We start from the raw sequence: 23536 nt of genomic DNA, 5'->3' as shown, positions 1-23536 counted from the left end.
GGGGCGCATTGCCGCCCGCCAGCCTTTTGGGGCCGGGAGCAGATGGTCGGCTATGGAGCGAGCTTGGTAGATAGCCGACGTTCGGCAAACGAAATCAACTCGGACATTCCAATGTCTATTACGGGTTCACAAGAGCCTCCGCTCGTAACGCAACGGCCTCCTGCAGGATGAGTCCGTTTCTGGAATATCCTCCCAAGAGAGTTATGTGTTTGAATAGATTGCAAACAGCTCGCGAAAAAATCGATCATAGCTTGCTGCACGAGGATCCCGCTGCACCGATGCTCGAAGGCTAATGATTCGCTGGCCCGCGACACGCCTTCGCCTGGTGCCATAACTTCGAGACCACCTGTCTCCCCAAACTTCACCGACAACGGAAACGGTGTTCGCATCGAGTGCAACGTAGCACCAGACTTGGGCCCAGACGTTCGGCCACAGATTCGTCGGAACTATCATCCTGCTGTTCTTAATCTCGACGATTACCACCTTCGACAGCTCAACGTTATGGTAAACTAGGTCAGGCGACACCCGAAGCGGAACACCATTGACCCGCAGGTGTTCGATTTCGAAATACGGAGCTGATCCTTCTGACTGTGGTTGAATGCCGTTATGAACCAGCCGCCAATTTAGCTGCATTGCGCGCAGAAAACTGCTGTCATTACATGACGCGGCGCGTCGCCTTCGCTCCAGGACCTCCTGCTCGACTTCCTTCCCGCGTTCTCGATCGTCCGCATCACCATACGCACCGCCGTACAGCGAATATATCCAGGCGGCGAATCCGGACGCCGTCGCGAGCGCTTCCATCGGTCGATTCCCGCATGCCTTCGCCATGAATAGCGATGGCACGAGCTGAAGTGTTGCCGCGCCGGCGGTGCTCAACGCTATCTTTGCCGCAACTGGCCAGCGCGTCCGCGACTGCCGGTCAAGAACCACAAGTTTGAGAACATCTAAGGCCGTCACCTCGGCCCAATGAGGAAACATGCGACTTCGATCGCTTGCCTTCGCCGCCATTGCATTGGCTCTTCCCGCTTCGCCCGCCATGGCGGACGGCGACGCAGCCCGCGGTCAAAAGCTGTTCACGCGATGTAGTGGCTGCCACACCACCACTGGCGAGAACAAAGCTGGTCCTTCTTTGGCTGGCGTGTTCGGGCGCGCCGCCGGCAAAGTCGACGGCGCCAGATACTCGCGTGCGATGGCAAGCTCCAACATCGTCTGGGACGACGTTTCGATCGACGCCTACCTCGCCGGTCCGACCAAATTCCTTCCAGGCACAACGATGGCGATCGGCGTGCCGAATGCCAGCGATCGCGCAGACATCATTGCATACCTGCGCTCGCTCGGCCCCGGTTAGGATTACCGGCACGTGCCACCGCCCAACGCGACATTACCGAACCGTATTGTTCCGGACAGGCGCTCGACAGGGTGCGCGGTCACCTTCCAGATCGAGCGGAGCGTGGTGCTCCCTCGACCAAGGAGACAGTGAATGAAGTACAATATCCTCTGCGGCACGCTGCTCGCCACCAGCCTTGTCGCGGGCGGCAGCGCTTGGGCCGAGAACAATGGCGGAGGCGACGAAGCGGCAGACGCGAACGCTTTGCTCGCAGCTAAGGTCACCGCAGTCCAGGCCGCACAGGCCGCGGAAGCCAAAATCGGCGGCAAGACATCCTCCGTGTCCTTCGAGAGGCACGCGGGAACGGCCACCGCGCCCTTCTTCCACGTCGAGGTGGTGACACCCGACGGTGCGCAGCAGGAGGTTGCCGTCGACGCGGCTTCCGGCGAGGTCGTGAGGGTCCTCGCGCTCGAGCATGACGAGAACGGCGAAGCCGGGGATGGCGAAGGTCAGGACCCGGACGGCGACGGCATTGCCGATTAAGAGGTAGTGCCTATATCAGAGCGAGGCGCCGCATCCGCGGCGCCTCGTTTTTGTTCTTGCTTTCGCGAAATCATGACGAGCCTGACGGCGGTATTCTCCACGGTCACCGCGGCCTTTCTCGCTTCGTTCGTCGAAGTGGTCGAGGCCTTCACGATCGTGCTCGCGGTAGGCGTCACCCAGAGCTGGCGGCCGGCCCTGATGGGACGGGCGCGGCGCTGGCGGTTCTCGCCGCCCTGGTCATTGCGATGGGACCGTTGCTCGGCCTGATACCCATCCACGTCATGCAATACGTCATCGGCGTCCTGCTGATCCTGTTCGGCATGCGCTGGCTGCGCAAGGCAATCCTGCGTTCCGTCGGGGTCGTGGCCCTGCATGATGAAGAGAGGGCCTTCGCCGAAGAAACCGAGGAAAGCCAGCGGCGCGCCAGAGACCAGCGCGCCGACTATCTGGCCGGCATCGCGGCGTTCAAGGCGGTGCTGCTCGAAGGCGTCGAGGTCGTCTTCATCGTCATTGCTGTCGGAACCGCGCACCAGATGACCGGCTACGCCGCCCTCGGCGCACTCGCGGCAGCCATCCTTGTTCTCGCAGTCGGGTTCGCGCTGCGCCGCCCGCTCTCGCAGGTGCCTGAAAATGCGCTCAAGTTTGTCGTCGGCCTGATGCTGACGGCGTTCGGCGTTTTCTGGACGGGCGAAGGGATCGGAGTCGAGTGGCCGGGCGCGGACCTGTCGCTGATCGGCATCTTCCTGTTTTTCACGGCCGTAGCCCTGGCGCTGGTACGGGTGTTGAAGAGATCGGCGGCCATCGACCAAGCGGAGGTCGCGCGATGAACATGCTGCGTCTTGCCTTCAGGGAGATCGTCGGCATGTTCGTCGACGACGGAGCCCTTGCGCTTCAGTCGCTGCTGCTGATCGCCGTCGTCACGATCGCGGTCGAGGTCCTTGCCGCCCCCAGCGGTTGGGCCGGCGCCGCGCTGATCGGCGGATGCGCTGCCATCCTCGCGAGCAGTGTTTACCGCGCCGCGCGCCGCCGGTAGCGATCACAACGGAAATAGCTGGATCGACGTCCGAGACGCCAATCCAGCTATGTCGGAATTTGCCCGCCACCGGCGGGCGCGACAGGTCATGCGTTCAAAGGCTTTAGACTTCTCGCTCTGCGAATGCGGGACGAGAGCAGTACAACCGCCACGAGCAGGCCCATCGCGACGAGGGACGTCTCCAGCGTTCCAAGTTCAAGTCCGCCCCTGGCGTGCTCCTTCGTGAGGAAATTCCCGAACGTCGCGCCGAAGGGCCGGGTGAAGATGAACGCCGCCCAGAAGAGAAGGACGGAGTTGATCCTGGTGAGGTAGTGCAGCAGGAGCACGACACCGATTACACCTGAGCAAACCACCGCGCCCTGCACGAAGCTCATCCCGATCGGATCGATCAAGGCGTCGCCGAATGCAGTGCCGAGACTGTTGGAGAACACCACGGCAATCCAGAACAGCAGTTCGCTGTCCTTCTCGACGATCGGTTCAACACTGAGTGTCCGCTTCCGATAGTACCAGATGGCCAGCGTCGCGGCCAATCCGGCGAACAGGACGCTCGAGCCGAGTACGTATCCGAACCCGAAAGTCCGATCCATCATATCGGAGATCTCTGTGCCAGCCGTCGTCGTCGCGACGATCGCTGCCCAGAAGAGCGTCGGATGATAGGCGTTGGCCCGAATCTGGACGACCAGTATGCCGACCAGGAGCACCACCGTCACGAAGAAGCCGACGACGTAACCAAGGCCCAGCGTTTGGGCTATGAAGTCGCCGCCGGTCTCACCGAGTGTCGTCGCGATGATTTTCGCTATCCAGAAGGACAGAGTTATCGCCGCGACTTTATTTAGAGTACGAGATTCAATCATCTTAGCTGACCTTGAATGTGCCCTTGGGCGAAAGCGCAACGTCCACGTTGCGGTTGATTGGATTGGCTCCTGTGACCTCGGCTAATTGCTGCCGAGGCCCCTTGGATTGGAGCGTGGAAAGCGAGCCTTCGCCTGGGAAGGCAGGCTCATTCGCGTCGGCCGCCTTTTGCGGCGCCTTGGATGCTGTCTGTCCGTAGGATTTTCGTAGCGCCGCGATCAGTGCTGCCAAGGCCGTGCTGGGATCGGCCGCATCAGGTTGACATAGGCCGAATGGCGGGTGCGACGACGGGGAGGCAAGGATAGGGAGGCGAGGGGCTTTTTCATTGTGATCTCCTGTTTAGCGCAGATCGACGATCTCACGCCTGGAGACGATGCCAGCTCGGCCTTGCAACGACTTTGCCGTCTGCATACAAATCCGTAAGTGGCCGAAATATCTACGTGCGGGACGTGTCGATGTCTGCTTGTAACGGTGGTGGACTTGCGCCATCGCGCGCTCGAATGCGGAAAATTGCCGCGACGAGCGCTGTTGAGCACAAAGCGGACCTTCGATTGCCCCGCCTTTAGCCACTGGTGACCGCGTGACGCTTGGCACCCGATGCGGAAAACTTGTAGTGCGAGGATGGTCGTGAACGGAAGTTGAGCGAGGACGTAAGTTCGCTAGTGGGCTTCTGGCAGCATCCGCTCCAGGATGTCGTCTTTTCGGATGAAATGGTGCCACAAAGCAGCCAAGGAGTGAATTCCAGCAAGGATCAAAATCCCGTTGGCGCAGAGGCCATGAAGCTCCTGGATAGTTCTCGCGGTATCTTTGTCCTGCTGGAACGGGGCCGGTATCGTAAACAGGTCAAAGAAACTCAGCGGATCGCCCCTCAGCCACGTCAGAAGAATTCCCAGAATAGGGATTGCAATCAGCAGCGTGTACAGCGCCAGGTGGCCAACCTTAGCCAAGGTGCGCTCCATACTTGTCATGGATGTTGGAAGCGGAGGAGCTCCTTTCCTAAAACGCAACAAGACGCGCCAAACCACCAAACCTGCTAGCAGCAGGCCGAACGAGATGTGAAGCCACCAAATAGTGGTTCGATTTGGATCGCCTCGCTCGAACAAGGCCTCCCCGTAGGTGAGTCCATAGAGGCCCAAAACCAAAATGAATAGCAGCCAATGCAGCGCTTTTTGCGTTGATGAATAGGCATTGGCCGACATCGGGGTAGCTCCAGTTTGTTATCGTGATGCACACCTCCCGGCCAAATGCTGGGTGAAGCCGCGGCCCGTGGCAACAGCTTTTTTCTTACGGATTCGTAATGCTGAGACGCCTGCCTGCGGGTAGTCCGCCACTGGAGTGCCCCGTTCGCAAAAGAAGCCCATATCGGACTCTTTATGTCATGCGGGAACCAGTCGATCGAAGCTCCTGGATCGTTGTAGTGGGGCGCTCGGATGTCCCTGATCGAGCTTCGATCACCTTGTCGATAGGTCAAACCTTCGAAGAGCCGCGATGCCCATTATTTAGTACTGGCCATCGACCCTTCATCACACTCTCCTTTTCCATGACGCTTGATTTATCACAACGTCCGGAGAGGTGAATGTAAAGTGCCATCGGCATGGCGTAGGGCGCCAGAGTATAATGGCGTGCAATTCGGCGGGTCGCCGAGTGCCTTATCGAGTGACACAAAAGCCTCGCGAGGGAGAGCCCTACAAATCCGCCTTGAACGCCTGCTTCTGTTGGCCGAGCCCCTCGATGCCCAATTCCACCACATCCCCCGCCTTGAGGAATACCGGCGGCTTCATGCCCAGCCCAACGCCGGGCGGTGTGCCGGTCGAGATGATGTCGCCAGGATGCAGCGACATGAACTGGCTGAGATAGGAAACCAGATAGGCGACGCCATAGACCATGGTCCTGGTCGAGCCGTTCTGCATCGTCTTGCCGTTGACCTTCAGCCACATAGGGATGTTCTGCGGATCCTGGACCTCGTCCTTGGTCACCAGCCACGGCCCGATCGGCCCGAACGTGTCGCAGGACTTGCCCTTGGTCCACTGGCCCTGGCGCTCGGCCTGGAAGGCGCGCTCGGACACGTCATGCGCGACGCAGTAGCCGGCGACATAATTTAGCGCCTCGGCCTCGGTGACGTACTTCGCGGTCTTTCCGATGACCACGCCAAGCTCAACTTCCCAGTCGGTCTTGACCGAGCCGCGCGGGATCAGCACGTCGTCGTCGGGGCCGATAATGGCCGAGCTTGCCTTCATGAAAATGATCGGCTCCGGCGGCACGGTGGCGCCGGTCTCGGCGGCGTGGTCGGAATAGTTGAGCCCGATACAGATGAATTTGCCGGTGCCGACGACGCAGGCGCCGATGCGCGGCTTGCCGGAAACCGCCGGCAGCGATTTCGGGTCGAGCTTCGACAATTTATCCAGCGAGGCCGGATGGAGCACCGTGCCGGCAATGTCGGCGACATAAGCGGAGAGGTCGCGGATCGTCCCATCCGCATCGAGCAGGCCGGGACGTTCGCTCCCCACCTCGCCATAACGCAGCAGTTTCATGCAGTCTTTCTCCTGATTACTCGGCGAACAGGCAGCAAACTGCCCTATCGATTGCGGACAGGGGTGTTGATCACCAGCGTTGATGCACGTAGGGCTTGATATCCCGATCGTAGATGTTCCGGATCTCGCCCATGAGTTCATCGGACAGCGGTGGAAGGTCCGCGGCCTCGGCATTGGAACGCGCCTGCGCCGGATTGCGCGCGCCCGGTATGACCACGGTGACAGCGTCGAACATCAGGATCCAGCGCAAGGCAAATTTCGCCATCGTCGCGTCGCCTGAAACAAGTGGCCGGATGCGCTCGACCGCCGCCAGGCCGACCTCAAAAGGCACGCCCGAAAAGGTCTCGCCGACGTCGAAGGCTTCGCCGTTGCGGTTGAATTTGCGGTGGTCGGTATCCTCGAATTTGGTGTCAGCTTTGAACTTTCCCGACAGCAATCCGCTCGCCAGCGGTACGCGGGCGATGATCGCCACATTGTTCTTCTTGGCCAGGTCGAAGAACAGCTCCGCCGGCCGCTGGCGGAAGGCGTTGAAGATGATCTGCACGCTGACGACGCCGGGATATTGCATCGCTTTCAGCGCCTCTTCGACGTGCTCGACGCTGACGCCGTAGTTGCGGATCTTGCCTTGCTCGACGAGACGGTCGAGCCGCTCGAACACTTCCGGATGATAGTAGAGGTCGGTCAGCGGGCAATGCAACTGCACCAGGTCCAGCGTGTCGGCCTCGAGATATCTCAGGCTGCGATCGATCCAGTCGGTCAGGTTCTCCTGAGAGAAGCCTTCGACCGTCTGTGTGGGTAACCGTTTTCCGGCCTTGGTAGCGATGAACGGCCGCTCGCCGCCGCGCTCCTTCATCACCCTGGCGATGAGCTTCTCGGAGCGGCCGTCGCCGTAGACGTCGGCGGTGTCGATGAAGGTGACGCCGGCGTCGAGGGCTGCATGAAGGGCGGCCACCGCTTCGTTGTCATTGACCTCGCCCCAGGCGGCGCCGATTGCCCATGAGCCAAAGCCGATCTCGCTGACCTCGCGGCCAGTGCGGCCGAATTTCCGTGACTGCATGTCTTGTTCCTCATTCTGGCTGCGTGCGATTCGCATCCTGTCCGCGGCATCTAGCCGAATGATGACGCGATTGACATCCGCTCTCGATAGATTTAACAGATTACAGGGTTGTATGACAACCCGGTAAGACTGCAAGGTTTTTGGAGTCGGGAGGATCTCAAATGAAAACCGTTCTGAAAATGGGCGTGTCGGCAGCATTCTGCCTTGGCACGCTTGCCAACCCCGCATTCGCGCAGGATGCGGACAACATCGTCAAGATCGGCGTCGTCGCGGCGGAATCAGGCTCGTTCGTCTCCGCCGGCCACACCTTGCCGGCGGGTGTCGGGCTCGCCGTGAAGCAGATCAACGACGCCGGCGGCATCAAGGTCGGCGGCAAGGTCTACAAGCTGGAAATGGTCAAACGCGACGATCGCACCGACATCGCAACCGCCATCGCCGCCACCCAGGAACTGGTACGCGACGTAAAGGTACAGGCGATCTTCGGGTCGGAGACTCATGACTTCACCCTGGCGATGGCCAAGATCACGCAGCCGGCCAAGATCGTCCATTTCGCCGGCAATTCGACACTGGCAAAGATCCTGACGCCGGATACGGTGAAGGCGGGCGGCGAGGATCACTATCTCTTCCAGTCGGAGCCGCAGGAGTTCCAGCGCTCCGGATCGACCGCGCGTGGCGTCTTGACCTTGCTTGAACCATTGCTCGGCTACAAGCCGAAGAAATCGGTCATGATCGTCGGCAACGACGCCACTGGCCAGTTCCTGTCATCCTATTATTTCAAGGCCCTCAAGGCCGAGGGACAGGACGTTCCAGACATCATCTTCTACCCGCCTGATACGACCGACTTCTCGCCTTTCCTGACCCGAGCCAAGAGCCTCAATCCGGATATCATCCATTTCTGGTACAATGGTGATTCAACGCTGACCGCATTGCCGCAGGCGCTCGAATTGGGTGCTGCCAAGAGCTACTTCCTGTTCGGCGTCGATCCTGGCATCTGGAAGGAAAAGGCGCTTTCGGCCGACGTGCCGGTAGCGATGAGCTGTGTGCCGGTCTGCTGGGGCGAGTCGTCCAATCCGAAGGCCAAGGCCTATTTCGACGCCTATTTCGCGGCCGGCGCTCCCCACGGCGTGACCTCGTCGGTGTCGCTGCTCTACCACGACTACGTCCACTTCCTGGCCGAAGCATGGGAAAAAGCCGGCAGCTTCGATCCGGACAAGACGGTGGAAGCCTTGCTGTCGATCCACCACCAGGGCGTGGTCTCGGACGATTTGACTTTCAACCCGACCCACCAGGTGACTCACGCCACCGAGGTCTGCGCCGCAGCCCCCGGCGGCGACATCTCCTGCTCGATGCAGCAGCCACCGGCGGATGCACCGAAGAGCTGACCTCCGAAGTCGTATTGGCGGTACTGGTTGCGCCGCCAATACTGACTGCCGGACAAGTCTGACCGCCGGCCCCCACGTCAACAGCGGATGCGCGCCGTGGACATCTTCATACAGCAGATACTCAACGGGCTTTCGATCGCCAGCGTCATCACGCTGATCGCCGTTGGTGTGACCCTGATCTTCGGCCTGACCGGCATAATCAACTTCGCCCATGGTGAATTCCTGATGATCGGCGGCATCGTCACCTGGCTGGCCGTCAGCGCCGGCCTCAGCTTCCCGCTGGCGGCCGTGCTGGCAATACTGGCGGTAGGGCTGATGGGCTATGGGCTCGAGCGCGGCATTTTCCGCTTTACGCTGGAGCGACCGACCAATGGCTTCATCGTCTCGCTCGGCCTCATCGTCGTCCTGCAGCACGTCGTCGTGCTGTTCTGGAACCCCAATCAGAAAAGCATCCCGCGTCCGCTCACGACTGTCTGGGAAGTCGGCGGCGTACGCATCGCTTCCGTGCGCGTCATGGTCATCCTGATCACCATCGCCGTGGTGGCGCTGAGCTTCAGGATGATCACGGCCAGCCGCTACGGCCGGGCGCTGCGGGCAAGCGTCGAGGACCGCGATACCGCGGCATTGATGGGCATTCCGGTGCGCCGCTACATCACCGGCGTTTTCGTGCTCGGCAGTGCGCTGGCCGGGCTCGGCGGCGCGCTGTTGATCGCGCTGTTTCCGATCACGCCGTTCACCGGCGGCACCATGGTCATGAAGGGATTCGCGGTCGCCCTGATCGGCGGGCTCGGCAACATCTATGGCGCGGTCGCCGCCGGCCTCATCCTCGGCATCGTTGAAGGCTTCAGCGCCGGCTACGGCTTCTCGCAGTGGACCGACGCCTATTCCTTCGTCCTCATGATCCTGGTGCTTCTCTTCCGGCCGCACGGCCTTTTCGGCGGCACCAGCGGACCCAGGATGGCGTCATGATTGCAGGCGCACAGCCAAACGGCCCGGCAAACGCCGCCTTGCGATCCCTGCTGCCGGTGCTGGCAGTGCTGGTGCTGATCGCCCTTGTACCGCTGCTTTCGCCCAGCAACCGCTTCCTGTCGCTGGCGATCTCGGCCGGCATCAACGTCATTGCGCTTTACGGGCTGTCGGTGCTGTTCGGTCAGACCGGCATCCTGTCGATGGGCCATGCCGCCCTCGTCGGCGTCGGCGCCTACACCGCGGCGATCCTGTCGCGCGACTATGGCATCGGCTTCTGGCTGGCGCTTCCGGCAGCAGCACTTGCCAGCGCCGTGTTCGCGATGATCGTCGGCATTCCGTCGCTGCGGGTCGGCGGTCATCATTTCGTCATCATGACCTTCGCCTTCGGCCAGTTGCTTGCCATCGTGCTCACCAATGGCGGCGACTATACGGGCGCGGCGACCGGCCTCGACCTGACTGGTCCCGTCACGCTGTTCGGCGCCGATATGAGCGACTTGACGCGCTATTACCTGATGGTGGTGGCTTTCGTGGCCGCCGCAGCGGTGGCGAGTTGGGCGATCATCAATTCGCCCTATGGCCGAACGCTCCGCGCCATCAGGGAGAACGAAAGACTTGCCGCCTCGCTCGGCATCAATGTCGGCCGGCACAAGATCGGCGCCTTTGTCGTAAGCGGCGTCTTTGCCGGGATTTCCGGCGTTCTGCTAGCGCATTTCCTCGGCCACATCTCGCCAACCCAGTTCGCGTCCTTCCCCAGCATCTACCTGGCGCTGATGGTGATGATCGGCGGCGCTCGCCTGATATCAGGTCCGCTCGCCGGCGGCATTCTCGTCGCCTTCCTGCCGGAGGTGCTCAATCTAGACCCGGTGCAGTCGCGCATCGTCTACGGCGCCTGCCTGATCGCCGTCATCCTGCTTCTCCCGGAGGGGCTGATCGCCGGCGCCGTGCAGGCATTTCGCCGGCTGCTGGCGCGCAAGCCCAAGCAGGAGCGGGAAGACCCCGACACGACGTGCACGACGCCCTCGGAGGCACGGCGATGAGCCCGATCCTCGAAATTCGCGGGCTGAGCAAGCAGTTCGGGGGCGTCACGGCGCTGTCGGGCGTCGACCTCGCTATCGAGGAAGGTGAAATCCTCGGTGTCGTCGGCCCAAACGGTTCGGGCAAGACGACCTTGTTCAACGTCGTCACCGGCGTCCACAAGCCCAGTGGCGGCAGCGTGTCGTTTCGCGGGCACGACATCACCGGTCTGGCGCCGCATGCCATATCGCGGGCAGGCATCGGCTACACGTTTCAGCAGGCGATGGCTTTCGCCGGGCTATGCGTGCTGGAGAACGTGCAGATCGCGGGCGAGCATGTGCGGGTGAACGCAGGCGCCGGCCAACCCTGGTCGACGCCGCAGGCACTGCTCGACTTCGTCGGCCTTGCTGCGCTTGCCGATGAGAGGGCAGGGGTGTTGCCGTTCGGCAGCTTGCGCCTGCTCGGCCTTGCGCTGGCGCTCGCCACGCAGCCAGCGCTGCTGCTGCTCGACGAACCCGCCGCCGGCCTCAACGATCGGGAGACCGCCGCTCTCGTCGGGCTCGTCCGCCAGCTTCCCGGCCATGGCATCACCGTGTGTGTCATCGACCACGACATGAAGCTGATGCAGATGCTGTGCCGGCGCCTCGCCGTGCTCGACTTCGGCTCCAAGATCGCTGATGGCCCGACCGGCGCGGTGCTCGCCGATCCCAAGGTCCTGGAAGTCTATCTGGGAGGCGATTTGTGAGCCTGCTCGCCGTTTCCGAGATCGTCACCGGCTATGGTCCGACGATCGTCAACCGCAACGTCTCGCTGACCCTGGCCAAGAGCGAGATCGTCACCATCCTCGGCCCGAACGGCGCCGGCAAGTCGACGCTGCTCAAGGCGATCGCCGGGCTGGTCAGGCCGCGTGCTGGAAGCGTCAGTTTGGATGGCACGGACGTGACAGGGCTTTCCGCCGATGTCATGGCCAGGCGCGGCGTCGTGCTGGTGCCGGAGGGCAGGAAGATATTCGTCGACATGACGGTCGAGGAAAATCTCCGTCTCGGCGCCTATTCGCGCAACGACGATGACGCCGTCGAGGCTGATTTCGCCACCATGCTGGCATTCTTCCCGATCCTCGCCACCAAGCGGCGCGACAAGGGCGGTTCGCTGAGCGGTGGGCAGCAGCAGATGCTGGCCATCGCGCGCGGGTTGATGACCAGGCCGCGCGTGCTTCTGCTCGACGAACCATCGCTCGGCCTGTCGCCGCTGCTGGTCAAGGAGATCAAGGCGATCATTCTCGGCATCGGCGAGCGTTTCGGTGCCTCGGTCCTGCTGGTCGAGCAGAATGCCGGCCTTGCGCTGGCCGTCGCTTCGCGCGGCTATCTCATGCAGAACGGCCGCATCGTCGTCTCCGGGCCGATCGCCGAACTGCGCGACATGTCGTTGATGCGGGATCTCTATCTCGGCGGCGTCGCGGAAGCCACGACATGAGCCGGTGTTCATTCGTGTCCGGCCTTGTCGCGCAGCTTCTCGAAGCGGGCATAGCTCTTGGTCAGATGGCTACGCATGGCACGGCGCGCGGCATTGACGTCCCTGGCCTCGATCGCGGCGAGAATGGCACGGTGCTCATGCTGCATGCGGGCCAGGTATTTTTCCCGCTCGGCATCGGTCATCCGGTCGAGGCGTGTCCATTGGCGCGGGATCATCGCACTGCCAAACGTGTCGAACAGCCGCGTGAAATTGGGATTTTGCGTTGCGGCGAGAATGGCGCGGTGGAAACCGAAATCCTCCTCCGAGCCGGACCCGCCGGCGCGAATCGCAGCTTCCAGCGCATTGAGGCGCGAACCCATCTGCTCGAGCGCGGTGTCGCTGCGCCGTTCGGCGGCAAGACCGGTCGCTTCCACCTCGATGCCCATGCGCAGTTCCAGCACGCGCAGCACCTCGTCGATCGATTCGAGATCGTCGGGCAGGATGGAAAAGGTCCTCGGCAGCGGGTCCTTGGCGACGAAGGCGCCGAGGCCCTGGCGCGTGGTGATCAGGCCCCTGGCGCGCAGCGCGGCAAACGCCTCGCGCACCACCGTGCGGCTGACGCCGGTCGCCGCGACGATCTCCTGCTCGGTCGGCAGCCGCTGGCCCGGCGCCAGATCGCCGGATTCGATCTGCGCGATCAGCGTGTTGATCAGCCCGGTCCTCAGATTGGGCGCTTGCGGTATGGCGTCGAAAAGCATCGTCTCGTGATCCGCCATCGGGGGATGCAATCTCCGATTCTCTGGCGAAGGATTGCATCGACGCATGCTCGCCGCAAGGTGACGAAATGCGGACCTGCAGGCGCAGGATCGTGATTGGAGGGTTGCATGAAGGAATGCATTGGCTTCATCGGATTGGGCAGCATGGGCGCTGGGATGTCCGCCAATCTGCTCGAAAAGGGCTGGCCGCTGACAGTCTGGGTGCATCATAGCCGCGATGCCGCCGACCGGCTGGTCGCGGCTGGCGCCACGGAGGCAGACAGCCCCCGCGCGCTCGCTGCCGCCTGCGACATCGTCATCCTGTGCGTTACCGGTTCGCGCGAGGTGGAAGCGCTGGTGAAGGGGCGGGATGGTCTTGCCGCCGCTGCGGACGGACGAGCCGCAGCCAGCAAGCCGCTGCTCATCATCGACTGCTCGACCTCCAATCCGTCTTCGACCACGGCACTTGCGGCCGAGCTCGCTTCCCAAGGTGTGACGCTGATCGACGCGCCGCTGGCGCGGACGCCGAAGGAAGCGGCCGAAGGCAAGCTCGATGTCATGGTCGGCGGTCCGGCCGACGCTGTCGCCCGGGCGCGGTCGGTACTCGAAGCCTTCGCCGCGCGCATCGTGCATACCGGGCCGACCGGCAGCGGCCACACCATGAAGCTGCTCAACAATTTCGTCTCGATGGGCTATTCAGCCATCTATTCGGAGGCGCTGACGCTTGGCGCGAAGGCCGGGCTGACGCCGCAGGTGTTCAACAGCGTCATCTCGGGCAGCCGCATGGATTGCGGCTTCTACCAGGCGTTTTTCGATTTCGTGCTGAACCGCAACGAGAACGCGCAGCGTTTTGCGATCGTCAACGCGTTGAAGGACATGACCTATCTCGCGTCCTTCGCTCAGGCGGGCGGTGTCGCCAATCCGATCGGCGCCGCGGTGCGCAACGGCTTCGCCACCGCGGTCGCGACCGGCCATGGCGAGAAGTTCGTGCCGGCATTGTCGGATATCGTCGCCGGCCTGAACGGCGTCTCGCTGGTCGAGCCGCTGAAGATGTGAAATCGCGTATGGCGCTCCCCGGCGCTGCTATATGCGATTAGCCCGGTTGAGCGCGTATTACAGATAAAGGCGGAGCGAAATCGCTATCCGGCGGCCTGCTTGCGGATAGCCTTCCGCAGCCTTGAATGCCGTACCGGAGAGGCTGCCTCCGGCACCGGAGCTGGCTCCGCAACCGCATCACTCTCGTGCAGTCCAACGCGCAGCGCAGCACCGGCCAGATGGTCGCGCATGGCCATTTGCGCCGCCTCGGCGTCGCTCGCGCGGATGGCGGCCAGGATGCGTTCGTGCTCGCCCAACGTGATGCGCGCCATGTCGTCCGATTTCTGCTGGTTGCCCGCCGCCAGAATGCTTTCGCGCACGCGCTCAGACACGAAAACCAGGAACTGGCCCATATAGGTGTTGCGCGTCGCCGCCGCGACGCTGCGGTGGAACTCGAGGTCGCTGCGCAGCCAGGCGACGCTGCCATAGGGTGCGGCCCGCATGCCGGCCAACGCCTCGCCCATCGCGGCGAGATCGGCATCGCTGCGGCGCCTCGCGGCAAGTGCGGCGGCCTGCACTTCGAGGATGCCGCGCAACTCGAACAGGCTGCGGAAGGAATCGGCCCGCTGCAGCGCCTCGTAGTCGATCGTCAGCACGGTCGGGTTGTTGGCATCGGTGACGAAGGCGCCGCGCCCCTGCTGCGACCAGATGCGGCCTTCCGAGCGCAGCCGCGCGATCGCCTCGCGCACGACGTTGCGGCTAACCCCGAAAGTGGTCGCCAGCGCCTGCTCGGTCGGCAGCTGGTCGCCGGGCTTCAGCCGCCCCTGCGCGATCTCCCGCGAGATCGAACTCGCGACCAGAGTGGAGAGATGCGGACCACGATTGACCTTGTCGAGCTTCAGCGTCATCGCTCACCTATAGTCCAGCGAGGATTTCGGCGCCAGAATGCGGCCATTGCTCAAGATGTGGCGCGGGTCGAGCGCGTCCTTGATGCCGGCCGCAAGGTCGAGCGCCACGGGATCGATGCGTTCGAGAAATGCCTTCTGCTTGACCCGGCCGATGCCGTGCTCGGCGCTGATCGAGCCGCCATAGCGATCGACGACCGCGAAAATCAACGCTTCCGCCTCCTCGAACAGATGCTCGACCTCTTCGGGGGCCATGCCTTCGGGCGGCACGACGTTGAGGTGGATGTTGCCGTCGCCGACATGGCCATAGGTGACGGCGAGCGCATTGGGGCGAGTTCGCTCCAGCTCAAGCAGCGCATCAGTGACAAAATCGGCGAGCTTGGAGATCGGCACCGAGACATCGGTGCGCAAATAGCGGCCGCCGCGTCCCTGGCGCTCGACCATGATCTCACGGTAGAGCCATAGCCGCTCGCCCTGCGCCCGCGTTGATGCCACCACGCCATCCTCGACGAGGTCGTTGGCGCCGGCCAGAAAATCCAGCAGCATGGCGGACAGGTCGATCAGCCCGCCGGCGGAGACCTCGACCAGGACGTAGACCGGGTATGGCCTAGCGAGCGGATCGGCGAAGTCCGGCCGGGCCTGCAGCGTGATCTCGATACCGCCGCGCAGGATCAACTCGAAGGCGGTCAGCAGGTCGCTGCAGTCGCGCCGCGCCCGAGCGTAGAGCGCCATGGCGTCCTCTACCGAGCGCAGCCCGATCAGCGCGGTTTCGATCTTGGTCGGCTTGGGATAGAGCTTCAGCGCCGCCGCGGTGACGATGCCGAGCGTGCCTTCGCTGCCGATGAAGACCTGCTTGAGGTCATAGCCGCGATTGTCCTTGCGCAGCACCTTTAGTCCGTTCCACACCCGCCCGTCAGCGAGCACCACCTCCAGCCCAAGCACGAGGTCGCGCGTCATGCCGTAGCGCAGCACATTGAAGCCGCCCGCATTGGTGGCGACGTTGCCGCCGATGCGGCAGCTTCCCTGAGCCCCGAACGTGATCGGCAGCAGGCAGTCGTTTTCTTCCGCAGCGCGCTTGGCGTCTTCGAGGACGCAGCCGGCCTCGACCACCATGGCGAAATCGATCGGGCTGACGGAGCGGATCCTGTTCAAGCGTTCCAGCGAGATCACCACTTCACCGCTGTCGGCTGCCACCGCCGCGCCGACGAGACCGGTCAGGCCGCCTTGCGGCACGACCGGAATGCGCTCCTCGTGGCAGCGCCGCATCAGCGCCGACATCTCCTCGACCGAAGCCGGACGCGCTACCGCCAGCGGGCGGCCGAAATGGTCGCCCGACCAGTCGCGGCTGTAGCGCGCCAGGTCTTCCTCCTCGGTCAGCAATCCGCCATTCGGCAGCACGCCGGCAAGGGCTGATATCAGCGATGCGGAAGTGGGCGGCACGACATTCATGAATTGACTCTGAACACCAGGGGAAAACGACTGGACAACCACCGTTCTTGTCGTGTTATCATACAACCCTGATTTAGAACATCAAGCGAAGCCATATCCCCGCCAACCGTTTGATGGGGATGGTCAGACCAGCAAATCACTGAATTCGGAGGACTTTCCCAATGAGCGACGCCCGGGGCTTTCGCTATATGCACACCATGATCAGGGTTCTCGACCTCGACAGGTCGATTGCCTTCTACACCGAGGTTCTCGGCATGACCTTGCTGCGCCGCGACGACTATCCCGGCGGCAAGTTCACCAATGCCTTTGTCGGCTACGGTCCGGAAGACAAGGAGGCCGTCGTCGAACTGACGCTGAACTGGGGCAGGGAAGAGCTCTATGAGATCGGCACCGGTTTCGGTCATCTGGCGCTCGGCGTCAACGACATCTACGCCGTCTGCGCCGAACTGGAAAAGCGCGGCGCCAAGGTCCCGCGCAAGCCCGGGCCGATGCAGCATGGAACCACCCATATCGCTTTCGTCGAGGACCCGGACGGCTACAAGATCGAACTGATTGGCCTCGACACGATGTAGGGACTTCAGGCGGGACCGCATCGGCTTGGTGCCGATGCGGTCCCGTCCTGTCCGCGCTTGCTTGGGAGGCGGTGCGGAAAGCTCTGTCACTTGATGACCGCCATCTTGCTGCGGTCGATGGTGATGGCAACGGCGGCGATGAGCACCGCGCCGAACACCATGTTTTCCAGGAAGATGTTGACGCCGACGAAGGTCATGCCGATGCGCACGATCGAGATGATCAGCGCGCCGACCGCCGTGCGCGCGACGCCGCCCAGCCCGCCGGTGATGGCCGTGCCTCCGACGATGACGGCGGCGATGGCCGGCAGCAGCAGCTGATTGGCTAGAACCGGCGAGCCGCTCGACAGGCGTGCCGCCAGCACGACGCCGGCGACCGCGGCCAGCATGCCGGACGCCGCAAAAGCGATGATCTTGGTGCGGTCGACATTGATTCCCGCCGCCCAGGCTGCGGGTTCGCCGGCGCCGACGGCGATCGCCTGGCGGCCAAAGCGCGTGTAGCGCAGCGCCAGAAAGGCGGCGATGCCGATGACCGCCGAAATCAGCACCACCACCGGCAGGCCGGCGATCGTTGCATTGATCCAGGCGGTGTTTTCGCGGCCGCCTTCCTCGATGGTGATGGCGCGCCCGTCGGAGACCCACAGCGCGATGCCGGTGACGACGCCGCCGGTGGCCAGCGTCGCCACGAAGGACGGCACGCGCAGCTTGACATGGACGATGCCGCTCAACGCGCCGAAGGCGAGCCCGGACAGGATCGCCACCGGAAAGGCGGCGAGGCCGAGCGAGGGCAGCAATTGCGCCAGGATCACACTCGCCAGCGAGGCGACCGCCTGGATCGACAGGTCGATGCCGCCGAGCAGGATGGCGAAGGTAACGCCCGTCGCCAGGATGAAAAGCACGGCGGTGTTGGCGAACAGCAGAGCCACGGTCTCGCCGGTGAGAAAGCCGGGCGCGGCGATCTCGATGATCAACAGCAGGGTAACAAGCAGGACCAGCGGAATGGCGCCTTGCGTCCACTTGCCTTCGAAGATGCGCTTGATGGAAAAAGCTTCATTCATCGGCTCACACCATGGCCCGCAAAAGATCGACCTGGTTCGGCTTGTTGCCCGGGCTGGCATCGAAGCGCGCGGTGATCTCGCCGTCGCGCATCACCAGCACCTGGTGCGACAGGCCGATGGTTTCCTCCAGTGTGTCGGAAATCAAAAGGATCGCGACGCCTTGCGCGGAGAGGTCGCGCACCAGTTCGTAGACCTCCTCCTTGGCGCCGACATCGAGACCGCGCGTCGGATGGTCGAGCACGAGAATGCGCGAACCCGCCGTCATCCAGCGCGCCAGCACCACCTTCTGCTGGTTGCCGCCGCTGAGCTTGCGGCAGGCGGCGTCAGGGCCCGGCGCCTTGATGCGCAGCCGCTTGATCCAGTCGGCGGCGAGACGGCGCTCCTTGCCATAGTCAATCGCACCATGGCGCATGACGCTCGACAGGTCGGCCAGCGAAATGTTTTCCGCAATCGACAGGAACATCACCAGCCCTTCGAGCCGCCGCTCGCGCGGCACATAGCCGATGCCCTTGCGCACTGCGGGTTCCGGCGAGCCGAAACGCACCGTGTCGCCGTCGATTTTCATTTCACCCGCATCATGCTGAAGGAAGCCGCCGATCGTGCGCGTCACTTCCTCGCGCCCGGAGCCGACGACACCGGCAATGCCGACGATCTCGCCAGCCCTGATCTTGAGATCGACGCCATGATAGGCGCCGTTCGCACCCAATCCTTTTGCCTCGACCATGACCGTCTCGCGCGGCGCCTGCTGGCGGACCTCGCGGTAATACTCCGCCTGCAGTCCGCGCCCGACCATGATCTCGTGCAGCTCCGGCGCGGTGACATCTGCCGCGCGATGTTCGGCAACGACCGCACCGTCCTTCATCGTGTAGACGCGGTCGGAGATCGCCAAGACCTCGTCGAGACGGTGCGAGACGAAGACGAAGCTGGCGCGCGATTTGAGCGATCGCACGCGCGCGAACAGCACCTCGATATCGGCGGCGTTGAGCACCGAGGTCGGCTCATCGAGCAGGATGAGCAGCGGCCGCTCGACCATCTCCTCCAGAGTTAGCGCCTTGGCCAGCTCGACCATCTGGCGCGCCGCGAAGGTGAGTTCGGAGGTGCGCGCCGTGACATCGATGTCGATACCGATCTTGGCCAGTTGGCGGCGCGCCGCCGCGTTCATGGCGCGCCAGTTGACGATGCCGAAGCGGGTAAAGCGGTCTTCCTCGCCGAGATAGATATTTTCGGCGACCGTCAGATTGAGCACCAGCGACTGTTCCTGGAACACCATGCCGATGCCGTGCCGTGCCGCGTCGCGCGGGCTGCGCATGCGCAACTGCTCGCCGTCCAGCGTCAGGCTGCCGCCATCCGGCCGGTAGCTGCCGGCCAGCACCCGCATCAGTGTCGACTTTCCGGCGCCGTTCTCGCCGATCAGCCCTACCACTTCGTTCGGCCGGACCTCGATGCTGACGTCGCGCAAGGCATGCACGCCGGGAAAATTCTTGATGATGCCGGATGCCTTTAGCATGACGTTCACTTGACTATCTTCAGGCGCATGCGGTCGAGCGACAGCGCCACCGCCGCGATGATCATCAGGCCCTGGACCGTTTGCTGGATGTAGGGCGAAATGCCGAGCAGGATCATGCCGTTGGCGAGCACGGTGACGATCAGCACACCGATCAGCGTGTTGACGACACCGCCTTCGCCGCCGGTCAGCGCCGTGCCGCCGACCACGACGGCGGTGACCGCGGCGAACAGCCTGCCGTCGCCGATGACGGCGTGCGACTGACCGAGCTGGGCGGCGGCAAGAACGCCGGCTATGCCAAAGAAGAAGCCGGCCAGCGCGAAGGCGGTGACGCGCACTCGCGCGACATTGACGCCGGAGAGCTTGGCCACGTCCTCGTCGCCGCCGATCGCCAGGATATGGCGGCCGAGCCTGGTGTAGTACTGGATGATGGCGGCGACCAGGAATGCCCCGGCGGCGACCCAGACCGCCAGCGGCAGGCCGAGCAGCCGGGTGAGCGCCAGCTCGCGGATCGAGGCGTCGTTGAGCCGGATCGCCGAGCCGCCGAGCATGTAAACCGAGAGCCCAAGGCCGATAAACCACATGCCGAGCGTCGCCATGAAGGAAGGAATCCGCAGCACGGTCTGCACGAGGCCGCTGACAAGCCCCATGGCGGTGCCGGCCGCAATAGCCGCCAACACGGCCAGCCAGCCATAATCATTGCCGTTGCTGTCGTTGGCGGCGAGCAGCACCACCACCATCGCCGCCACCGACAGCGTGCCTTCGACCGAAAGGTCGATGCTGCCCATCAGGATGATGAAGGTCAGCCCCATTGCCAGCGTCAGCGGCACGGCCGCGGAATTGGCGACGCGCACCAGGTTGCGCAACTCGATGAAATTGGGATTGGCGATTGTGATCAGCACGCATAGTGCGATCAGCACCGCCAGCGGTGCCAGGCTGCGCCAGCGCCTGCCGCCGAACAGGGCGGCGATACGGCCGGGGAGGAGTGTCATAAGCGTTGTCCGCTCGATGTCCGAAACGGACTTCAGGGGTTCTGTACTGATTGTCAAGAAACCGCTTCCTGTCTGGGTGATGACAGGTGCCGAATGCAATGTACGACACCTGAAAAAGGGGAGCGGGCTGCCAGGGAGAAAGCAGGCCCGCTCCGGTGGTCAGGTACGGATGGCTCCGGTCACCCGACCCCATAGGTCGTTCCAGTCCACTGTCGGCTGTGCCTCAACATTGGTCTTGTAATATTCCTCGACATTGTCGCGCGAGATCAGCACCGCCTTGCCGTAGAATTCGCGGTGCTCCGGCGGCTCCTTGGTGGGATCGAACTTGCCGATCTTGGCGTTGTAGCCGATGGCCAGTCCCATGCCGCCCTGCCAGAAAGGATCCGAGGTCACGGTGCAGGCGAACTCGCCCGTGCGCACCGCGTCGACCGCCGTCTTGATGCCGTCGACGCCGACGATCGGCACCTTGCCGGCAAGGTTTTCGGCGCGTAGCGCCTCCAGCGCACCCGAGCCCATGTCGTCATTGGCTGCCCAGATGCCCTTGATGTCGTCGCCGAAGCGGGTGAGCAGATTGCCCATCAGGTCGAAGGCTTCGGTCGATTTCCAGTTGGCGACCTGGAAGTCGAGCAGCTTGATATCAGGGTTGGCGGCGAGCGCTTCGTCGAGGCCCTTCTTGCGCTCGATCGCCGCGGTGGTCGAGATCAGGCCGCCGAGTGCCACGATGCCGCCCTTGCCGCCGATCGTCTTGAACAGGATCTCGGCGATGGTCTTGCCGCTCGAGATGCCGTCAAACTCGATATGGGAAACATAGTTCGGATTGAAGTCCTTCGGGTGCAGGTCCGGCGGCTTGTTCCATTGCGTGACGACATAGGCGCCCGCCTTGGCGCAGGCTTCGACGATCGGGCGCGCGTCCGGCGTGTCGTTGGGATCGGAATTGAGCACCATGTTGCCGCCGGTCTTGGCAAGCATGGCCTTGATGTCGGCAATGCCTTTCTCGCTGTTGCCTTCCGAAACCAGCGTCACGTGCTCCAGCCCGACAGCCTTGGCGTAGGCCTCGGCGCCGGTCTTCCAGACGGCATGGTAAGGGTTGGATAGTGAGCGGATCGACGTCACCAGCGTCGGGTTGTCCTGCGCCCGCAAAACTTTGGGCATTGCCAGCGCCGCCACTCCGGCGGTGGCGCCCATCATCAGCGTCCGGCGGGTGACCATGCCGGAACGCGTGGAAATTGTCCTGTCCTTCATTCTTGAACCTCCCAGTTGAAATTGGTGTTTTCCGATCGGCGACATGCGCGGGGAGCGCCGGGCTCTTCGGCAGGGGGTTGCTAAGTTCCTCCACTTGTACGACAACCCTTCAACAAGGCAACCATACCCTTTCTCTTGACGCGACACAAGGGACTTGAAATCGTCATGCGCTCGAAGACCGGGGAGCAACGGGAGGAGAAATGCCGGATTATGTCATTGTCGGCGGCGGCTCGGCTGGCTGCGTTCTTGCCGCGAGGCTGAGCGAGGACCCGGACCTGTCGGTCGTCCTGCTGGAGGCCGGCCCGCCTGACACCGACCGTTACATCCATTTGCCCGTAGGCTTCTTCAAGATGACGTCCGGCCCGTTGATCTGGGGCTACGAGACGGCGCCGGGCAGGGCGATCGACGGGCGCACCATGGTCTATCCGCAGGCCCGTGTCCTCGGTGGCGGTTCCTCGATCAACGCCCAGGTGTTCACCCGCGGCTGTCCGCAGGACTATGAGGGATGGGCGACCGACGACGGCTGCGTGGGGTGGAGCTATGCCGAGGTACTGCCGTATTTCCGGCGCTCCGAGGGCAACGACACCTTCGCCGGCCCGCAGCATGGCATCGATGGACCGCTCGGCGTTTCCAGCGGTGCGCCGCATCCGCTGACACGTGTCTTCGTCAGGGCGGCGCAGCAGGCCGGCCTTCCGTTCAGGGCCGACTTCAACGCCGGCCAGCAGGAAGGCACCGGCTTCTATCAGACGACGACACGCAACGGCAAACGCAGCAGCACGGTGGTCGCCTATCTCAAGCCCGCGCTTGGCCGCAAGAACCTGACGCTGCGCACCGACGCTATGGTCAGCCGTGTCGTTGTCGAGAGCGGGCGTGCCATCGGCGTCGAGATCATCGTGGGCGGCCGCACCGAACTGCTGCGCGCCGAGCGCGAGGTGATCGTCACCGCCGGCGCCATCGGCTCGCCCAAACTGCTGATGCTGTCGGGTATCGGTCCGGCAGCCCATCTCGCCGCGCACGGCATCAAGGTCGGCCACCATCTGCCCGGTGTTGGGCAGAACCTGCACGATCATATGGATGTCGACGTCATCGCCGAGCTCAATGGCCCTCACGGCATCGACCGCTATAAGAAGAAGCGCTGGCAGGCGGTCGCCGGCCTCGAATACGCGCTGTTCGGCAAGGGGCCGGTGGCGTCCAACATTGTCGAGGCCGGCGCCTTCTGGTGGGGCGACCGCACCGAAAAAACCCCCGATATCCAGTTCCACTTCCTGCCCGGTGCGGGCGTCGAGGAAGGTATCGGTTCGGTTCCCGGCGGCAATGGCTGCACGCTGAACTCCTATCATGTCCGCCCTCGCTCACGCGGCAGCGTGACTCTCAGGTCCACCGACCCGCGCGAGCCGCCGGTCATCGATCCCAACCCGTTCGCCGAACGCTACGATATCGAGCGTGCCGTCGAGGGCATCGAGATCAGCCGCGAAATCCTGTCGCAGCCGGCCTTCGCAAAATACATAAGCCGCGAGCACCTTCCGGGTGCAGCAACAAAAGGACGCGCGGCGCTCGAAGCCTTTGCCCGCGAGCACGGGCGCAGCGCCTATCATCCGGTCGGCACCTGCCGGATGGGTAGTCACTCGGACAGCGTTGTCGCCCCCGACCTTCGCGTGCGCGGCTTGCAAGGTCTGCGCGTCTGCGACAGTTCAGTGATGCCCCGCATCGTTTCCTCGAACACCAATGGCGCAGTGATCATGATCGCCGAAAAGGCGGCGGATCTGATCGCCGGACGCGGCCAGCCGCCGGCGCAAGAAACTCACTCGTCCGGGAACGTGGAATGTGGCGGAAAGTACCTGCGGGCGTAACGTATTTTCAGACACGG

General features: G+C 63.3%; 24 protein-coding genes and 1 pseudogene. 12 read left to right on the top strand and 13 right to left on the bottom strand.

What is annotated here, in order from left to right; genetic code table 11:
• Positions 1-201: 201 nt before the first annotated feature.
• Positions 202-1008, bottom strand: a complete 807-nt coding sequence (locus NMG80_RS21425) for a hypothetical protein (RefSeq protein WP_254019952.1) — start codon at positions 1006-1008, stop codon at positions 202-204.
• A 28-nt stretch (positions 1009-1036) separates the two neighbouring features.
• On the opposite strand from NMG80_RS21425, the gene NMG80_RS21420 reads away from it, so the two are divergent.
• The 4 genes and pseudogenes from NMG80_RS21420 (at position 1037) to NMG80_RS21405 (ending at position 2903) form a co-directional block, all read left to right on the top strand.
• On the top strand, positions 1037-1348 hold the full coding sequence (locus NMG80_RS21420) for a c-type cytochrome (RefSeq protein WP_254019951.1): 312 nt from the start codon (positions 1037-1039) through the stop codon (positions 1346-1348).
• A gap of 132 nt (positions 1349-1480) precedes the next feature.
• Entirely contained in the window at positions 1481-1870 is a 390-nt protein-coding gene (locus NMG80_RS21415; RefSeq protein ID WP_254019950.1) for a PepSY domain-containing protein, read from the top strand.
• 72 nt (positions 1871-1942) lie between these two features.
• A pseudogene (locus tag NMG80_RS21410) lies at positions 1943-2697 on the top strand (COG4280 domain-containing protein).
• The gene (locus tag NMG80_RS21405; protein WP_254019949.1) at positions 2694-2903 is read left to right on the top strand and encodes a hypothetical protein; all 210 of its coding nucleotides are present in this window, start codon (positions 2694-2696) and stop codon (positions 2901-2903) included. Before NMG80_RS21410 ends, NMG80_RS21405 begins: the two are co-directional and overlap by 4 nt.
• Before the next feature lie 86 nt (positions 2904-2989).
• On the opposite strand, the gene NMG80_RS21400 is transcribed toward NMG80_RS21405, so the two are convergent.
• From NMG80_RS21400 to NMG80_RS21380, 5 genes are all read right to left on the bottom strand, one after another.
• Positions 2990-3757 carry a COG4705 family protein gene (locus NMG80_RS21400; protein ID WP_254019948.1) on the bottom strand — a complete coding sequence of 256 codons (768 nt, stop codon included), beginning with the start codon at positions 3755-3757 and terminating at the stop codon, positions 2990-2992.
• A gap of 1 nt (position 3758) precedes the next feature.
• Positions 3759-3986, bottom strand: a complete 228-nt coding sequence (locus tag NMG80_RS21395; protein ID WP_254019947.1) for a hypothetical protein — start codon at positions 3984-3986, stop codon at positions 3759-3761.
• Between the two features lie 428 nt (positions 3987-4414).
• Positions 4415-4954: a cytochrome b gene (locus tag NMG80_RS21390; RefSeq protein ID WP_254019946.1), complete on the bottom strand. Its 540-nt coding sequence runs from the start codon at positions 4952-4954 to the stop codon at positions 4415-4417.
• A 486-nt stretch (positions 4955-5440) separates the two neighbouring features.
• Complete coding sequence (locus NMG80_RS21385) at positions 5441-6286, bottom strand: fumarylacetoacetate hydrolase family protein (RefSeq protein WP_254019945.1); 846 nt, start codon at positions 6284-6286, stop codon at positions 5441-5443.
• Between the two features lie 70 nt (positions 6287-6356).
• Positions 6357-7343 carry an aldo/keto reductase gene (locus NMG80_RS21380; protein WP_254019944.1) on the bottom strand — a complete coding sequence of 329 codons (987 nt, stop codon included), beginning with the start codon at positions 7341-7343 and terminating at the stop codon, positions 6357-6359.
• A 161-nt stretch (positions 7344-7504) separates the two neighbouring features.
• On the opposite strand from NMG80_RS21380, the gene NMG80_RS21375 reads away from it, so the two are divergent.
• From NMG80_RS21375 to NMG80_RS21355, 5 genes are all read left to right on the top strand, one after another.
• Complete coding sequence (locus NMG80_RS21375; RefSeq protein ID WP_254019943.1) at positions 7505-8725, top strand: ABC transporter substrate-binding protein; 1221 nt, start codon at positions 7505-7507, stop codon at positions 8723-8725.
• Positions 8726-8812: 87 nt separating this feature from the next.
• Positions 8813-9694, top strand: a complete 882-nt coding sequence (locus tag NMG80_RS21370) for a branched-chain amino acid ABC transporter permease (RefSeq protein ID WP_254019942.1) — start codon at positions 8813-8815, stop codon at positions 9692-9694.
• A complete protein-coding gene (locus NMG80_RS21365) occupies positions 9691-10731 on the top strand; it encodes a branched-chain amino acid ABC transporter permease (protein ID WP_254019941.1) in 1041 nt (346 codons plus the stop codon). The genes NMG80_RS21370 and NMG80_RS21365 overlap by 4 nt, the downstream gene beginning before the upstream one ends.
• On the top strand, positions 10728-11453 hold the full coding sequence (locus tag NMG80_RS21360; RefSeq protein ID WP_254019940.1) for an ABC transporter ATP-binding protein: 726 nt from the start codon (positions 10728-10730) through the stop codon (positions 11451-11453). The genes NMG80_RS21365 and NMG80_RS21360 overlap by 4 nt, the downstream gene beginning before the upstream one ends.
• Complete coding sequence (locus NMG80_RS21355; protein ID WP_254019939.1) at positions 11450-12181, top strand: ABC transporter ATP-binding protein; 732 nt, start codon at positions 11450-11452, stop codon at positions 12179-12181. Before NMG80_RS21360 ends, NMG80_RS21355 begins: the two co-directional genes overlap by 4 nt.
• An 8-nt stretch (positions 12182-12189) precedes the next feature.
• Here NMG80_RS21355 and NMG80_RS21350 read toward each other — a convergent pair whose 3' ends face one another.
• Positions 12190-12936, bottom strand: a complete 747-nt coding sequence (locus NMG80_RS21350) for a FadR/GntR family transcriptional regulator (RefSeq protein ID WP_254019938.1) — start codon at positions 12934-12936, stop codon at positions 12190-12192.
• Between the two features lie 108 nt (positions 12937-13044).
• Here NMG80_RS21350 and NMG80_RS21345 point away from each other — a divergent pair, with 108 nt between their 5' ends.
• Positions 13045-13971 carry an NAD(P)-dependent oxidoreductase gene (locus NMG80_RS21345; protein ID WP_254019937.1) on the top strand — a complete coding sequence of 309 codons (927 nt, stop codon included), beginning with the start codon at positions 13045-13047 and terminating at the stop codon, positions 13969-13971.
• 83 nt (positions 13972-14054) lie between these two features.
• Here the strand turns inward: NMG80_RS21345 and NMG80_RS21340 are convergent, their stop codons facing one another.
• Positions 14055-14858, bottom strand: coding sequence for a FadR/GntR family transcriptional regulator (locus NMG80_RS21340; protein WP_254019936.1), 804 nt, complete (start codon positions 14856-14858; stop codon positions 14055-14057).
• 3 nt (positions 14859-14861) lie between these two features.
• Complete coding sequence (locus NMG80_RS21335; RefSeq protein ID WP_254019935.1) at positions 14862-16304, bottom strand: FAD-binding oxidoreductase; 1443 nt, start codon at positions 16302-16304, stop codon at positions 14862-14864.
• A 161-nt stretch (positions 16305-16465) separates the two neighbouring features.
• Here NMG80_RS21335 and gloA point away from each other — a divergent pair, with 161 nt between their 5' ends.
• Entirely contained in the window at positions 16466-16876 is a 411-nt protein-coding gene (gloA, locus tag NMG80_RS21330) for a lactoylglutathione lyase (RefSeq protein WP_254019934.1), read from the top strand.
• An 86-nt stretch (positions 16877-16962) separates the two neighbouring features.
• On the opposite strand, the gene NMG80_RS21325 is transcribed toward gloA, so the two are convergent.
• From NMG80_RS21325 to NMG80_RS21310, 4 genes are all read right to left on the bottom strand, one after another.
• Positions 16963-17931 (bottom strand): ABC transporter permease, encoded by a 969-nt coding sequence (locus tag NMG80_RS21325; RefSeq protein ID WP_254019933.1) that lies wholly within the window; start codon positions 17929-17931, stop codon positions 16963-16965.
• 4 nt (positions 17932-17935) lie between these two features.
• Positions 17936-19438, bottom strand: a complete 1503-nt coding sequence (locus NMG80_RS21320) for a sugar ABC transporter ATP-binding protein (RefSeq protein ID WP_254019963.1) — start codon at positions 19436-19438, stop codon at positions 17936-17938.
• Between the two features lie 5 nt (positions 19439-19443).
• The gene (locus NMG80_RS21315) at positions 19444-20427 is read right to left on the bottom strand and encodes an ABC transporter permease (protein ID WP_254019932.1); all 984 of its coding nucleotides are present in this window, start codon (positions 20425-20427) and stop codon (positions 19444-19446) included.
• A gap of 159 nt (positions 20428-20586) precedes the next feature.
• The gene (locus tag NMG80_RS21310; protein WP_254019931.1) at positions 20587-21669 is read right to left on the bottom strand and encodes a sugar ABC transporter substrate-binding protein; all 1083 of its coding nucleotides are present in this window, start codon (positions 21667-21669) and stop codon (positions 20587-20589) included.
• Between the two features lie 200 nt (positions 21670-21869).
• Here NMG80_RS21310 and NMG80_RS21305 point away from each other — a divergent pair, with 200 nt between their 5' ends.
• Positions 21870-23519 (top strand): GMC family oxidoreductase, encoded by a 1650-nt coding sequence (locus tag NMG80_RS21305; protein ID WP_254019930.1) that lies wholly within the window; start codon positions 21870-21872, stop codon positions 23517-23519.
• The last annotated feature ends 17 nt before the right edge of the window (positions 23520-23536 follow it).

The organism is Mesorhizobium escarrei (assembly GCF_935825525.1).
Lineage (GTDB): Bacteria > Pseudomonadota > Alphaproteobacteria > Rhizobiales > Rhizobiaceae > Mesorhizobium > Mesorhizobium escarrei.
Note: the sequence above shows the minus strand (reverse complement) of the source record. Positions and strands in the feature narration are given on the sequence as shown.

What these genes read in the sequence shown, in the direction of transcription:
- NMG80_RS21425 (WP_254019952.1), bottom strand. Translation starts at nt 1,008, where the DNA reads ATGGCGGCGAAGGCAAGCGATCGAAGTCGCATGTTTCCTCATTGGGCC.
- NMG80_RS21420 (WP_254019951.1), top strand. Translation starts at nt 1,037, where the DNA reads ATGGCGGACGGCGACGCAGCCCGCGGTCAAAAGCTGTTCACGCGATGT.
- NMG80_RS21415 (WP_254019950.1), top strand. Translation starts at nt 1,481, where the DNA reads ATGAAGTACAATATCCTCTGCGGCACGCTGCTCGCCACCAGCCTTGTC.
- NMG80_RS21405 (WP_254019949.1), top strand. Translation starts at nt 2,694, where the DNA reads ATGAACATGCTGCGTCTTGCCTTCAGGGAGATCGTCGGCATGTTCGTC.
- NMG80_RS21400 (WP_254019948.1), bottom strand. Translation starts at nt 3,757, where the DNA reads ATGATTGAATCTCGTACTCTAAATAAAGTCGCGGCGATAACTCTGTCC.
- NMG80_RS21390 (WP_254019946.1), bottom strand. Translation starts at nt 4,954, where the DNA reads ATGTCGGCCAATGCCTATTCATCAACGCAAAAAGCGCTGCATTGGCTG.
- NMG80_RS21385 (WP_254019945.1), bottom strand. Translation starts at nt 6,286, where the DNA reads ATGAAACTGCTGCGTTATGGCGAGGTGGGGAGCGAACGTCCCGGCCTG.
- NMG80_RS21380 (WP_254019944.1), bottom strand. Translation starts at nt 7,343, where the DNA reads ATGCAGTCACGGAAATTCGGCCGCACTGGCCGCGAGGTCAGCGAGATC.
- NMG80_RS21375 (WP_254019943.1), top strand. Translation starts at nt 7,505, where the DNA reads ATGAAAACCGTTCTGAAAATGGGCGTGTCGGCAGCATTCTGCCTTGGC.
- NMG80_RS21370 (WP_254019942.1), top strand. Translation starts at nt 8,813, where the DNA reads ATGCGCGCCGTGGACATCTTCATACAGCAGATACTCAACGGGCTTTCG.
- NMG80_RS21365 (WP_254019941.1), top strand. Translation starts at nt 9,691, where the DNA reads ATGATTGCAGGCGCACAGCCAAACGGCCCGGCAAACGCCGCCTTGCGA.
- NMG80_RS21360 (WP_254019940.1), top strand. Translation starts at nt 10,728, where the DNA reads ATGAGCCCGATCCTCGAAATTCGCGGGCTGAGCAAGCAGTTCGGGGGC.
- NMG80_RS21350 (WP_254019938.1), bottom strand. Translation starts at nt 12,936, where the DNA reads ATGGCGGATCACGAGACGATGCTTTTCGACGCCATACCGCAAGCGCCC.
- NMG80_RS21345 (WP_254019937.1), top strand. Translation starts at nt 13,045, where the DNA reads ATGAAGGAATGCATTGGCTTCATCGGATTGGGCAGCATGGGCGCTGGG.
- NMG80_RS21340 (WP_254019936.1), bottom strand. Translation starts at nt 14,858, where the DNA reads ATGACGCTGAAGCTCGACAAGGTCAATCGTGGTCCGCATCTCTCCACT.
- NMG80_RS21335 (WP_254019935.1), bottom strand. Translation starts at nt 16,304, where the DNA reads ATGAATGTCGTGCCGCCCACTTCCGCATCGCTGATATCAGCCCTTGCC.
- gloA (WP_254019934.1), top strand. Translation starts at nt 16,466, where the DNA reads ATGAGCGACGCCCGGGGCTTTCGCTATATGCACACCATGATCAGGGTT.
- NMG80_RS21325 (WP_254019933.1), bottom strand. Translation starts at nt 17,931, where the DNA reads ATGAATGAAGCTTTTTCCATCAAGCGCATCTTCGAAGGCAAGTGGACG.
- NMG80_RS21320 (WP_254019963.1), bottom strand. Translation starts at nt 19,438, where the DNA reads ATGCTAAAGGCATCCGGCATCATCAAGAATTTTCCCGGCGTGCATGCC.
- NMG80_RS21315 (WP_254019932.1), bottom strand. Translation starts at nt 20,427, where the DNA reads ATGACACTCCTCCCCGGCCGTATCGCCGCCCTGTTCGGCGGCAGGCGC.
- NMG80_RS21310 (WP_254019931.1), bottom strand. Translation starts at nt 21,669, where the DNA reads ATGAAGGACAGGACAATTTCCACGCGTTCCGGCATGGTCACCCGCCGG.
- NMG80_RS21305 (WP_254019930.1), top strand. Translation starts at nt 21,870, where the DNA reads ATGCCGGATTATGTCATTGTCGGCGGCGGCTCGGCTGGCTGCGTTCTT.